The organism is Nocardia sp. NBC_01327 (assembly GCF_035958815.1).
GTDB lineage: Bacteria > Actinomycetota > Actinomycetes > Mycobacteriales > Mycobacteriaceae > Nocardia.
Map to the genome: position 1 here is coordinate 8,234,028 of NZ_CP108383.1, position 11,987 is coordinate 8,246,014.

13 protein-coding genes are annotated in these 11,987 nt (G+C 66.7%); 7 read left to right on the forward strand and 6 right to left on the reverse strand.

Going from position 1 to position 11,987, the window contains the following annotated elements:
• Positions 1–57: 57 nt before the first annotated feature.
• Together glgC and OG326_RS38030 are read left to right on the forward strand one after the other, a co-directional pair.
• Positions 58–1,272, forward strand: coding sequence for a glucose-1-phosphate adenylyltransferase (glgC, locus tag OG326_RS38025; RefSeq protein ID WP_327141936.1), 1,215 nt, complete (start codon positions 58–60; stop codon positions 1,270–1,272).
• A 133-nt stretch (positions 1,273–1,405) separates the two neighbouring features.
• Complete coding sequence (locus tag OG326_RS38030) at positions 1,406–2,605, forward strand: DUF7373 family lipoprotein (protein ID WP_327141937.1); 1,200 nt, start codon at positions 1,406–1,408, stop codon at positions 2,603–2,605.
• On the opposite strand, the gene OG326_RS38035 is transcribed toward OG326_RS38030, so the two are convergent.
• From OG326_RS38035 to OG326_RS38060, 6 genes are all read right to left on the reverse strand, one after another.
• Positions 2,602–2,985 (reverse strand): hypothetical protein, encoded by a 384-nt coding sequence (locus tag OG326_RS38035; RefSeq protein ID WP_327141938.1) that lies wholly within the window; start codon positions 2,983–2,985, stop codon positions 2,602–2,604. The two genes, OG326_RS38030 and OG326_RS38035, sit on opposite strands and share 4 nt — an antisense overlap.
• Positions 2,986–3,045: 60 nt before the next feature.
• Complete coding sequence (locus OG326_RS38040) at positions 3,046–3,255, reverse strand: hypothetical protein (RefSeq protein ID WP_327141939.1); 210 nt, start codon at positions 3,253–3,255, stop codon at positions 3,046–3,048.
• A gap of 314 nt (positions 3,256–3,569) precedes the next feature.
• On the reverse strand, positions 3,570–5,216 hold the full coding sequence (locus OG326_RS38045) for an ABC transporter permease (protein ID WP_327141940.1): 1,647 nt from the start codon (positions 5,214–5,216) through the stop codon (positions 3,570–3,572).
• The gene (locus OG326_RS38050) at positions 5,213–6,187 is read right to left on the reverse strand and encodes an ABC transporter ATP-binding protein (RefSeq protein WP_327141941.1); all 975 of its coding nucleotides are present in this window, start codon (positions 6,185–6,187) and stop codon (positions 5,213–5,215) included. Before OG326_RS38050 ends, OG326_RS38045 begins: the two co-directional genes overlap by 4 nt.
• 10 nt (positions 6,188–6,197) lie before the next feature.
• Positions 6,198–6,827 carry a TetR/AcrR family transcriptional regulator gene (locus tag OG326_RS38055; protein ID WP_327141942.1) on the reverse strand — a complete coding sequence of 210 codons (630 nt, stop codon included), beginning with the start codon at positions 6,825–6,827 and terminating at the stop codon, positions 6,198–6,200.
• A 229-nt stretch (positions 6,828–7,056) separates the two neighbouring features.
• Positions 7,057–7,689, reverse strand: coding sequence for an O-methyltransferase (locus OG326_RS38060; RefSeq protein WP_442791089.1), 633 nt, complete (start codon positions 7,687–7,689; stop codon positions 7,057–7,059).
• A 251-nt stretch (positions 7,690–7,940) separates the two neighbouring features.
• On the opposite strand from OG326_RS38060, the gene sigE reads away from it, so the two are divergent.
• The 5 genes from sigE to OG326_RS38085 all read left to right on the forward strand — a co-directional run bounded on the left by sigE (position 7,941) and on the right by OG326_RS38085 (position 11,987).
• Positions 7,941–8,603: an RNA polymerase sigma factor SigE gene (gene sigE, locus OG326_RS38065; protein ID WP_327146714.1), complete on the forward strand. Its 663-nt coding sequence runs from the start codon at positions 7,941–7,943 to the stop codon at positions 8,601–8,603.
• Between the two features lie 71 nt (positions 8,604–8,674).
• Positions 8,675–9,064 (forward strand): hypothetical protein, encoded by a 390-nt coding sequence (locus OG326_RS38070; RefSeq protein WP_327141944.1) that lies wholly within the window; start codon positions 8,675–8,677, stop codon positions 9,062–9,064.
• A gap of 10 nt (positions 9,065–9,074) precedes the next feature.
• A complete protein-coding gene (locus OG326_RS38075) occupies positions 9,075–10,655 on the forward strand; it encodes a trypsin-like peptidase domain-containing protein (protein ID WP_442790878.1) in 1,581 nt (526 codons plus the stop codon).
• 13 nt (positions 10,656–10,668) lie between these two features.
• Positions 10,669–11,091 (forward strand): Sec-independent protein translocase protein TatB, encoded by a 423-nt coding sequence (gene tatB / locus OG326_RS38080; RefSeq protein ID WP_327141945.1) that lies wholly within the window; start codon positions 10,669–10,671, stop codon positions 11,089–11,091.
• Between the two features lie 59 nt (positions 11,092–11,150).
• On the forward strand, positions 11,151–11,987 hold the full coding sequence (locus OG326_RS38085) for a hypothetical protein (protein ID WP_327141946.1): 837 nt from the start codon (positions 11,151–11,153) through the stop codon (positions 11,985–11,987).

The window sequence follows — 11,987 nt, forward strand, 5'->3', positions numbered from 1 at the left end:
TCAACATGGAACCCTGCGGACATTCTGTGTTCCCTCCCAACCGGTAGTTTGGCTGGTGTGAGGAGCCAGCCGCACGTACTCGGGATCGTGCTCGCCGGTGGCGAGGGCAAGCGCCTGTTTCCACTCACGAAGGATCGCGCCAAGCCGGCGGTCCCGTTCGGGGGTGCGTACCGCCTCATCGACTTCGTCCTCTCGAACCTCGTGAATGCCGGCTACCTGCGGATCTGCGTTCTCACCCAGTACAAATCGCATTCACTGGACCGGCATATCTCGCAGACCTGGCGGCTGTCGGGTTTCGGCGGCGAGTACATCACGCCGGTGCCGGCGCAGCAGCGGCTGGGCCCGCGCTGGTACACCGGCAGCGCGGACGCGATCATGCAGTCGCTGAATCTGATCTACGACGAGGATCCGGAGTACATCGTGGTCTTCGGCGCCGACCACGTGTACCGCATGGATCCCGAGCAGATGGTGCAGGCGCATATCGCCTCCGGTGCGGGTGTCACCGTGGCCGGAATTCGGGTGCCGCGCAGTACGGCCAGCGCGTTCGGCTGCATCGATACCGACGAATCCGGCCGTATCACCGGCTTTCTGGAGAAACCGGCGCATCCGCCCGGCACGCCCGACGATCCGAATGTCACCTTCGCCTCGATGGGCAATTATGTCTTCACCACCAAGGTGCTGGTGGACGCCATCCGCGCCGATGCCGAGGACAACGACTCCGATCACGATATGGGCGGCGACATCATTCCCGGCCTGGTGCGGTCCGGGGCCGCCGCCGTGTACGACTTCTGCAGCAACGAGGTGCCCGGCACCACCGACCGCAGCCGCGGCTACTGGCGTGATGTCGGCACCATCGACGCCTTCTACGAGGCGCATATGGATCTGGTGTCGGTGGATCCGGTCTTCGATCTCTACAACCGGCACTGGCCGATTCGCGGCGCCGCGGAGAATCTGCCGCCGGCCAAATTCGGCCGCGGCGGGCTGGCACAGGAATCGATCGTCGGCGCGGGCAGCATTCTGTCGGCGGCGACGGTGCGCAATTCGGTGCTCTTCTCGAATGTGATGGTGGAGGACGGCGCGACCGTGGAGGGCAGTGTGCTCATGCCCGGTGTGCGGATCGGCCGGGGCGCGGTGGTGCGGCACGCCATTCTGGACAAGAACGTCATGGTGACCGAGGGCGAGATCATCGGCGTGGATCTGGACCGGGACCGGGACCGGTTCGCGATCAGCAATGGCGGCGTGGTGACCGTCGGCAAGGGCATCTGGGTGTGAGAATCGCCGCCGACCGGCGGACGCGCGGATAACGGGAGCCCGCCGGTGACGGATAACGGTGGACAGCCGGAGTTCCGGGTCCGAAAATCGGTGGGTGGAGCGCCGTCCGCTGGGCGGTGCGGGAGGGATGATCATGAGCCGCGCTACGAGGGTTCTCACCGCTGTCGCCTGTCTGGCCCTGACGGCCACGCTGGCGGGCTGCGCCAACAAAGGCACCGCGGTCCCGGGTGAAATGGACGTTCGCACGCTGGATACCGGCACCTACCCGGTGAATCGGTTCACCTACGACCGCAATTCGAACGGGCACGGCCCGACGCTCGAGGGTATGCACATGGCCGATGCCGTGGTCCCGACGGTGAAGGTGGATCCGAGTCTGAAGGTCGGCCGCGGCGGCATCGTGCTGACCTCGGTCAAGGATGTGGTGAGCGTCAGCCACCTGTCCTCGTCCGCGACGCCGGTGCTGCAGAATCGCGGATTCATCGCCGGTTTCGCGCTGAGCGGTTCGGATCTGCCCGATCCGCCGGGCTCGGACAATCCGGACCCGGCCAGCACCACGGTGACCATCCGGGTGCTGCGCTTCCCCTCGAGTGACAATGCCAAGCTGGCGGCCAAGGAGCTCGAGGACGCCGATTTCAATGTGGCACTGGACCAGAACAAGAAGCTGACGCTGCCGGACTATCCGGACGCCTTCTCGCACTGGCGGCCGACCTCGCCCACCATCGGGGTGACCATGCCGCGCAAGGAGTACGTGATCTCGGTCTTCGCCTCGCGTCCCCGGATCGATCAGGCCGATCTGCTGTCGTGGGCGAAGAAGGCCCTCGATGCCGAGGTCCCGGTGGTGGACGCCTTCCAGGGCACGCCGGCCGGCCAGATCGATCAGCTACCCGTCGACCCGGATCGGCTGCTGGCCCGAATCCTGGTGTCCGACCGCGACAATCACACACCCGATCCCGATAATTTCGCGGTGTACGGCCCCAATCAGCTGATCAGTCCCGCCGGTGATCAGGCGCTGCGCCAGCGGCTGGTCGACGACACCGGTATGGATGCCATGGCGCTGACCGAGGACGGTTACCTGTTCCGCACCCGGGACGCCAAGGGCGGCGCGGATCTGGTGAGCGGGCTGATCAGCAGTCTGGGCGAGACCAGCATCAGCCCGTCGGCGCCGGATCGGGTGCCGGACACCAAGTGTGTGCAGCACACGTCCAACACCAGCACCTCCTACCGCTGCTATGTGGTCTACAAGCGGTATGTGGGCGTCGTCAGCTCCGACAATCAGACGGACGTGCTGAAGAAGGGCACCGCACAGTACGTGCTGCTGGTCAACAGCCTCTAGCCCGTGGAACGGACGGCGCCCGTATCGAACGCCTGCCAGGCGGCGGGGTGGTGGGCGCCGCGCCAGGTCCGGCCGTGCCCGTTGCGGGGCAGGCCGTGCGCACCGGTGCGGCTGTTGTCCCGGAAGCGGTAGTCGCGAAATCCGAATGGCTGCAACAGGGCTCGCAGGAAGGCGGGGCCGTCGTCCGGCAGCACCGTGCGCTCCTCGCCGAGAATGTCCACGCCCTGGTGGTACCAGACCCGCGCGACCAGCCCTTCGACCGGATCGACCGCCCGGAAGCTGGCGTGACCGTCTGCGGTGAGCCGGAATTCGGCAATGCGGCGCCACTGCCGCGACTCACGCAGGTACAAACCCACCACGGCCGGAGGTCGCTGACCCATGGAAAACCTCACTCGTCGAACTTTTCCCTGGAGTATCCGCAACCGGCCCGCCGTAACCCTCTACGAGGGCGCCGGAGCCGTGGTGACGCAGGAAAAGGGTGCGCACGAAACCGGCGTCGACGGCACCACATTCGGGTGATCATCGAACCGCGCACCGCCGACCAGCAGCAACACCAGCAGTGCCGCGAAGACCACCAGCCCGAAGAAGATCATTGCGGGCCATAGCCATCCAGCCGGCAGATGCGTACCGAGTACCAGTGAATCGAACATCCCCCACCTCCTCTAAATCGGTCCCCCTATTCGTCTACCACCGGCGCCGCGACCGAATCCACCCCCAAGCCCTGCCCCAGCACTGCCCTCGGCGGGGCGGGACATCACGGCGGGCGATACCCGCACCCCGACGGATACCACGGAATCTATTGCAGCACAGTATGATCCGATGCGCGAATCGTGAGGCGACAACTGATTTCGCAACGTCGGGGTAACTCACCGGGTACCGGCTAATCGAGCCACGCTGTGACCGCCACTCCGCGACGCTACTTGCCGAGCACCCAGATGCTCGGCAAAAGGTCCGGGGAGGCGGGTTAGCGCAGGTCGCGGCGGCGGAATCCGATCAGGCCGACGGTGATCAGTGCGGCGGCGACGAGCAGCAGGATGATGAGCGGGGTGGCGGAGAACTCACCGCCGGGCACCTTCGGCGCGTGCTCGAACGGGTCGATATCCCGGAACCATTGCGGCGCACCGGAGATCGAACCGAGCAGGAACACCGCGATGGCAGCCGACAGCACACCCCAGGCAACGGGGGTCCAGCGCGGCAGCAGGCCGAACAGCGCGACGGTCACCCCGGTGAAAACCCAGACCGCGGGCAGCTGCACCGCCGCGGCCGCCATGACATCACCGAGCTTGCCGCTGATATCCCCGGCCGCGCGCCCGTACATCAGTCCGGCGAGCACACCGGCGAACAGCAGCGCCGCCGCCGGACCGACCAGTGCGAACACCAGATGCGAGGCAGCCCAGCGGATTCGCGATACCGAACCGGTGAGCACGGTCTCCGCCCGATCGGCCGACTCCTCACTGCTCAATCGCAGCGCGGCCGAAATCGAATAGGCGGCCGCGATCACCGCGAGCATGGTGAAGGCATAGGTGATGAGCGAATTCTCCAGTGACGCAGAGCCGCCCATGCGAGTGATCATGTCGCGGATCGACTGACTCGAACCGAGTTCGTCACCGATGCCGTGCACCACACTGCCGATCAGCAATCCGTACAGCCCGAGCCCGGCCGTCCAGGCGATGAGCGTGCCGCGCTGCAGCCGCCACGCCAGTCCGAACGGACCGCTCAGTCCCGGCCCGGCGACCGCCGCGCCCGGACGTTCGGCAATGAGCCCGGCGCCGATATCGCGATTGCGCAGCAGGGTGAACGCGATCGCGGTCAGCACCAGCACCGCGGCCACATGAATCAGCAGCACCCCGAAGTGATTGCCCGCGTACGGCCGCACCTGCAGCGACCACCCCATCGGCGACAGCCAGCTCAGCGGACTGGTGGGCCCGTCCCCGGAGCGCACATCCCCCACCGCGCGCAGGGTGTAGGTGACACCCAGCACCGCGAAGGCGATACCGCGCGCCAATCGCGCACTGCTGCTCAATTGCGCGGTCACCGCGGCCACGGAGGCGAACACCGCACCGGACCCGGCCAGCGCCAGCGCGAAGGCCAGTGACCCCGCATGCGGCACCGGCTCGCTGTAGAGACTCAGGAACGCCAGCAGCCCCACCGCCAGCGAGGCGCCGTAGGCGAGCAGCAGCGCCGCCGTCAGCTCCGCGAACCGTCCCATTCGGGTGGCGGCCACCAGTTCGCCGCGCCCGGTCTCCTCCTCGGCCCTGGTGTGCCGGATGACGGTGAGGATGGTGGCGATGGCGATGATCGTGTAGAACATCCCCGCCTTCCAGATCCCCGCCGCGCCGAGGCTGCTGTTGTACACCGGCCCGTACATGGCCAGCTGGGCCGGGCTCGCGAGGATGGAGGCCGTGAACGAGGCCAGATCGGCCGGGGTCTTGTAGACCTTGTCGATGCTGCCGATGTACACGCTGCCGACCGGCAGGCCCAGCAGCACCACCCACAGCGGCAGCACCACGCGATCGCGGCGCAGGAACAGCCGCAGCAGCTGCCCGGTACCGGTGAAATCCGCTGCACGTACCGGTGATTCGAAGACCCGGGGGGCGGCGATGGCGGTCATTTCGCGACCTTCTCCGACTCGCGCGCGTTCCGCCCCGACTCGCGTGCGGCGTCCGCCGACTCCGCGGCGGCCTCACCGTCGAGCGAATAGTGACGCAGGAAAAGCTCTTCCAGCGTCGGCGGCTGACTGACCAGGCTGCGCACGCCGATATCGCCGAGCACCTTGATGAGGTCACCGAGGTGCGCGCTGTCCACCTGACAGTGCAGCGTGTGATCCTCGATGCTGATATCGCTGACACCCGGAATCCGACTGAGATCGCCTGGATCCCCGATCATTTCGGCGCTGATGGAGGTCCGGCTCAGATGCCGCATCTCGGCCAGCGTCCCGGTCTCGACCGTCTTCCCGGCCCGGATGATGGTGACGCGCTGACACAGCTTCTCCACCTCCGAGAGAATGTGACTCGACAGCAGCACCGTGGCGCCGCGCGCCGAGGCCTCGGTAATGCATTCGCCGAAAGCCTGCTCCATCAGCGGATCCAGGCCGGAGGTCGGCTCGTCGAGCAGCAGCAGCCGCGCCTTGGACGAGAACGCCGAGACCAGTGCGACCTTCTGCCGATTGCCCTTGGAGTAGGTGCGGGCCTTCTTGCGCGGGTCGAGTTCGAAGCGCTCGATCAGCTCCGCGCGCCGCGCCTGGTCGATACCGCCGCGCATGCGCGCCAGCATATCGATGGTCTCACCGCCCGACAGCGACGGCCACAGCGTGACATCGCCTGGGACATAAGCGATATCGCTGTGCAGGGCGACAGCGTCACGCCATGGATCGCGCCCGAGCACCACGGCCTCGCCGGAGGTGCGCGAGAGAATGCCGAGCAGAATGCGGATGGTGGTGGACTTGCCCGCGCCATTGGGCCCCAGGAAGCCGTGCACCTCGCCTTCGGCGACCTCGAGATCGAGGCCGTCGAGCGCGTGCACCTGCCCGAAGTGCTTGTGCAGGCCTCGGACCGAAATGGCCGAGCTGGCCGGAACGTTCATCGAATCTCCTCTACTGCTGAGTCATGGCATCGAAGATCGCCGAGTCGGCGAGCAGCCCGTGCGTATAGAGCTCGACCGCGGGCAGCGTCATGACATCGGCGTACTCGCGCAAGGCTTTCCGAAAGTCCATCGGACCCTCGTTCCGTGCGTCGTACAGCTGCAGGAACATCATCATTCCGCCGCTGTTGGTGGTGGCGATATATCTGGAGGTAGCCTTCAAATCCCTTGGGGTCTTGAGGGTTCCGGCAGCGACACCGGCGGCGAGGTACTGCTCGACATCGCCGACCATCTGCTCGAAGAAGGTCAGCATGAGACTGCCGCCGGCCTGGAAGCTGCGCAGTACGTAGGCCATGTACGGCGCGAAGCTCTCCACCTCCGCGAGCGCCTGTATCCAGCTGTTCGGCGACGGATGCTCCATCGATTCCAGCTTGGCGGTCCGTACCACCTCCCGCACGTGCTCGTCGCAGGCTTCGCGGAGCCCCTCCTTGGAACCGAAGTGATGGTTCACGAGCCCGGGTGACACCCCCGCCGCCGCGGCGATGGCCCGCACTCCCACCCCGAATCCCTGCTCCCCGAACACGATGATCGCGGCATCGCGAATTCGTGCCCGAGTGGTCAGATCCTCCTTGGCTGAACGCATGTTCAATACATTAAACACTCGTTCAATCACTTGGCAAGACCCCGCGCAGCACTGAATCCGTAAAGAATGCGGAGATCCCCTGCCGCTACAGATTCACCTGGTCAGCAGGGCTTTCCGGCAGTCCCGGCAGGGACTTTCCGCACGCGGAAAGTGCGGCTGCGCCGTAATATTGCGCTGCGGACAATCGCCGCCGCAACTACCCGCGCGAGGCGCTGTGTCTACCCGCGAGCTACCCGCGCGAAGCGCAGAGCAGCCCGTCACCCACCGGAATCAGCACACTGGTGAGCAGCGGATTCTCCGCGATCGCCCGGGTCGCCGCCCGCACCGCCTGCGTCTGCGGATCGCGCTGCGCCGGATCCGGCACCCGCCCGCCGAGCAGCGCGTTGTGCAGCAGAATCGCCCCGCCCTCGCGCAGCAGGCGCACGGCCTGATCCACATATTGCGGATGCTCGAGCGGTGCGGCATCGATGAACACCAGGTCGTAGGCCCCATCCGCCAAGCGCGGCAACACATCCAGGGCCCGGCCGTTGATGAGGCGGGTCCGCGCGGGCGTGATCTCGGCGGAGCGGAAGGCCTCCCGCGCCGCGCGCTGATGCTCGGGTTCGGAGTCGATGGTGGTCAGGGTGCCGTCCTCACGCATACCGTCCAACAGCCACAGTCCGCTCACGCCGGCCCCGGTGCCGACCTCCACCACCGCCCGCGCACCCAGGAGCTGGGAGTACATGCTCAGCAGTGCGCCGACCGAGGGCGGCACGGGCGCAGCGCCGAGTTCGAGGGCGCGTTCGCGCGCGGCGACGAGGATCTCGTCCTCGGCGACGGATTCCTCCACGTAGGCGAGGTTGCGCTGCAGGTTCGGAGTCAGGCTCACGGATATGAGGCTAACGGCGCGGAGCCGCTATCGCGTGGCGGTGATCGACCGGTGTGGCGATTTTTCTCAGGTGTCCCTCAGCGTCCACATACGGCGAGCACATCAGGACCGGCGAGAGTATGGGCTACGTCAGGCCAGCGACCGTCGGCTCGGCGACCGGGAACACACGACCCACCAGGTCGGTTGTACCCGGCAGTCGGAACCGATGGTCCCGAGTAGGAGGTAACCCCATCCACATGGTCGACATGGCGCGTGAACCCGTCATCCTGCCCGCGCAGGACCTGCTGCTGACCGGCGATACCTCGCCCGAAGGCGATCTCAACGCGGAAGCCCTGTCCGGAACCGCCGTCTTCGATGCCACCGGTGACCGCACCATGATGCCGACCTGGGACGAGTTGGTCCGGGAGCACGCCGACCGCGTGTACCGCCTGGCCTACCGCCTCTCCGGTGATCAGCAGGACGCCGAGGATCTGACCCAGGAAACCTTCATCCGGGTGTTCCGCTCGCTGCAGAACTATCAGCCGGGCACCTTCGAGGGCTGGCTGCACCGCATCACCACGAACCTGTTCCTGGATATGGTGCGCCGTCGCAATCGCATTCGCATGGAGGCGCTGCCCGAGGACTACGACCGGGTGCCGTCCGAGGGCCCGGGTCCCGAGCAGCTCTATCACGACGCGAATCTGGACCCGGAGCTGCAGGCCGCACTGGATTCGCTGGCGCCGGAGTTCCGCGCCGCGGTCGTGCTCTGTGACATCGAGGGTCTGTCGTACGAGGAGATCGGCGCCACGCTCGGGGTCAAACTGGGCACCGTGCGCAGCCGCATCCACCGAGGACGTCAGGCACTCAAAGAGCACCTTGCGCATAATGGAGTGGAGCGGCGTTTCGCCGCCACCGAGAACGTCGGCTGAAGGTGCGGGCTCAGCGCCCGCTCACCGACATTCCCGATGTAGCCGAGGTGGTCCGGAAGGGTGTGCAGCTTATGAGTGGCGAGGACAGAACGCCGCGTCGACCACCTCGTTTCGCCGCTACCGAGCATCTGGCCAGTGAGGCCATCGCCGCGTATGTGGACGGTGAATTGCGGATGAACGCGTATCTGCGTGCCGCTCACCATCTTTCCGTCTGCCGTGAATGCGCGGCGGAAGTAGACGCACAGCAGCAGGCGCGCATTGCGCTGCGGCAGTCGTCGGATCAGATTTCCGCGCCTATGCGCCTGCACGATTCCCTGAGTCGTATCCCGCTGTCGGAACTGCCCACTGCGGAAAACACGCTGAATGCCGATCGCAGCACGTTCGCCCGCGGCGCGAACTTCGTCGGACTGCGCGAAGATTCGTTCGACAGCAAACGGTGGACTTCTTGGTGGCGCAAGTAGAGTTCATCGCGTGACCACCGAATCGAAGAACACGGGCCCGATTCCGGGTGAGGGGCCCGCGGCGAACAACCTGCCGCAGTCTGCGCAGGCTTCGGATTCGGCGGCTGATCGGGGGAACCTGAGGCCGTCGGACGCACCGGTCCTGGGGCCGCGACCGGTGTATCGGCCGCATGTGGACAAACACACCGCGCGTGCCTTCCGCCGCCCGGACGGGCAGCGCAGTTCTTTCGCCCCGCGCACCGCCGCAGCCGCCGCTACCGCCGCCTCCTCGGACGGCCCGCAGGTACAGAACCGGCCGCCGGACGCCGTGCTGGCCGAGGCGTTCGGACGCCCCGCAGGTTCCGATGAACTGCTGCAGCGTGATCCGGAGGCGAAGGCCGAGAGCGCGCCCGCCGCCGGTCCCGTCGATCCGTGGCGTGATCCCGAGTCTCCGGCCCGCCTGGGTGCGCCCGCCGTGGCCACCGCGCAGCCGGCCGCACTCACCCCCGGCGCGCAGCTGACCGCCCGCGAGGTGCTCTTCGGTGGCCGGGTGGCCCCGAAGGCGCTCATTATTCTTTCCGCCGTCGCGCTGGTGATCGGGCTGGCGGGTGGCCTGGTGGGGCGGCTCACCGCCGAATCCACCTCATCGCTGACCTCCCGCAAGGTGGCGCTGCAGTCCGCCGATTCCACCAATCTGCCGCACGGGCAGATCGCGAAGGTGGTCGATGCCGTCATGCCCGCGGTGGTGACCGTGCGCGCCTGGGTCGGCGATACCGGATCCACGGGTTCGGGTGTGGTCATCGACGGCGCGGGTTACATCGTCACCAATAATCACGTGGTCTCGCTGGCCGCCACCGACAAGACCGGCAAAGCCCAACTGCAGGTGGTCTTCTCGGACGGCACCCGGGTGCCGACCTCGATCGTCGGCCGCGATATCAAGTCCGATCTGGCGGTGCTGAAGGTCGATGTGAAGAACCTGGCGGTGCTGCAGCTCGGCAATTCGAATGACGTGAAGGTCGGCGACGACGTCATTGCCATCGGTTCGCCACTGGGCCTGGAGAAGACCGTCACCTCCGGTATCGTCTCCGCGCTGCACCGGCCGGTGAAGGTCGGCGGCGAGGGCACCGATACCGATGCCACGCTCGATGCCGTGCAGACCGATGCCGCCATCAACCACGGCAACTCCGGTGGCGCGCTGGTGGATATGCAGGGCAAGCTGATCGGCATCAACTCGGCCATCAAATCCGAGAGCGGCGGATCGGTCGGCCTGGGCTTCGCGATTCCGGTGGATCAGGTGAAGCGGATTTCGCAGGCGCTGATCCGGGACGGCTCGGTGCATCATCCGCGCCTCGGGGTGAGCGCCAAGACCAAGATCGTCGCCAATGATGTGATGAGCGGCGCGGCGGTGGCCGATGTGCAGGCCGGTAGCCCGGCGGCCAAGGCGGGCATCGTGGAGGGCGATGTCATCGTCAAGGTCGGCGACCGCGATGTGTCCGGTCCCGACGAGCTGACGGTTGCCGTGCAGTCCAACCAGATCGGGCAGACGGTGACGGTTCGCCTGATCCGCGACGGCCGCGAGGTCGACGTCCCGGTCACCCTGGAATCGGACTAGGTAGTCTGAGGTCGTGTTCAGCAGTTTTGGCTTTGGCGAGTTGCTGATTCTGCTCGTCGCCGCACTCGTGATCCTCGGTCCGGAGCGCCTGCCCGGCGCTTTGCGCTGGGCGATGAACGCGCTCAAACAGGCGCGCGATTACGCGACCGGCGCGACGCAGCAACTCAAGGATGAGCTGGGTCCGGAATTCGAGGAGATTCGCAAACCGCTGGAGCAGTTGAACGAACTGCGCAGTATGAATCCGCGCTCGATGGTCACCAAACATCTTCTCAATGGCGATGATTCACTGCTGAACGATCTCACCGACCTGACGAAGGGCAATTTCGACAAGCCCGTCACGCCTGCGAGCAGCAGTTTCGAGAACTACTCCATGCCGAAACCGCAGAAGCCGCTGGAGCGCAACGAACGTCCGCCGGTCGATCCCGACGCCACGTGATCTTCGGTCCGTCAAGCGGTCTAGACACCTGCGGCTGTTCAGGTATCTAGACTGCGCTCATGTCGGCCGACGAGGTGGCACGGGTGTTCGCGATCGAAGATAAGGTCGAGCGCCTAAAAGCCGCCACCGAAGGCGTGGCGGCGGCGCAGCAGGCCATCAATGAGCTGACTCGCATCCGCCGCGCTGTGATTCGTGAACTTCATGCCGAAGGCTGGACGTTCGCCAGAATCGGTGCGGCGGCCGGACTTTCCCGGGCGCGCATCCATCAGGTCAGTACGCAGGGACCGGTGCCGGAGGGATTGTTCTTCGGGCACGGGCCGCTCACCATTCTCACGCCGGATGTGCGCAGCACCACCCGCACGCTGGCGCTGGTGGGCGCTCCCGATGCCGCGGCGCCGCACCGCCTGGTGGAACTGCTGCGCGAGCTCGGCTTCACCGCGAATGTGCAGCGCTTCCTGCCGGGCCGCCCGCTCGATCTGGACCGGGACGGGCTGATCGTGCTCGGCGGGCCCGAATTGTCGCCCAGCCTGCGCTATCTCGTGGCCGCCGATCCGCGGCTGCGCCGCACGGTGGCGCGCGCGGGCCGGGTCCGGCGCGGTATCGAGGATCGGGCCGCGCGGCGCGTCTACCGTCCCGGCGGCACCGAGCCCTACGACATCGCCTATCTGGCCAGACTTCCGCGCCCGGACGGCAAGGGCACGGTGCTGGTCATCGACGGCCTGCATCCGCCGGCGTCACTGGGCGCAATCCGTTTGCTGGCAACACGTTTGGCCACCCTGCACGAGCGCGCGGCCACCCACCCCTTCTCGGCGGTGGTGGGTGTCCGCTACGACCGCAATACCGGCGAACCGATCGAAGCGGATCTGCTCACCCCGATCTACCGCCACGACCGGTAG

Excerpts from the sequence above, each read along its gene's own strand:
- OG326_RS38030 (WP_327141937.1), top strand. The coding sequence starts at position 1,406 with ATGAGCCGCGCTACGAGGGTTCTCACCGCTGTCGCCTGTCTGGCCCTG.
- OG326_RS38035 (WP_327141938.1), bottom strand. The coding sequence starts at position 2,985 with ATGGGTCAGCGACCTCCGGCCGTGGTGGGTTTGTACCTGCGTGAGTCG.
- OG326_RS38040 (WP_327141939.1), bottom strand. The coding sequence starts at position 3,255 with ATGTTCGATTCACTGGTACTCGGTACGCATCTGCCGGCTGGATGGCTA.
- OG326_RS38045 (WP_327141940.1), bottom strand. The coding sequence starts at position 5,216 with ATGACCGCCATCGCCGCCCCCCGGGTCTTCGAATCACCGGTACGTGCA.
- OG326_RS38050 (WP_327141941.1), bottom strand. The coding sequence starts at position 6,187 with ATGAACGTTCCGGCCAGCTCGGCCATTTCGGTCCGAGGCCTGCACAAG.
- OG326_RS38055 (WP_327141942.1), bottom strand. The coding sequence starts at position 6,827 with ATGCGTTCAGCCAAGGAGGATCTGACCACTCGGGCACGAATTCGCGAT.
- sigE (WP_327146714.1), top strand. The coding sequence starts at position 7,941 with ATGGCGCGTGAACCCGTCATCCTGCCCGCGCAGGACCTGCTGCTGACC.
- OG326_RS38070 (WP_327141944.1), top strand. The coding sequence starts at position 8,675 with ATGAGTGGCGAGGACAGAACGCCGCGTCGACCACCTCGTTTCGCCGCT.
- OG326_RS38085 (WP_327141946.1), top strand. The coding sequence starts at position 11,151 with ATGTCGGCCGACGAGGTGGCACGGGTGTTCGCGATCGAAGATAAGGTC.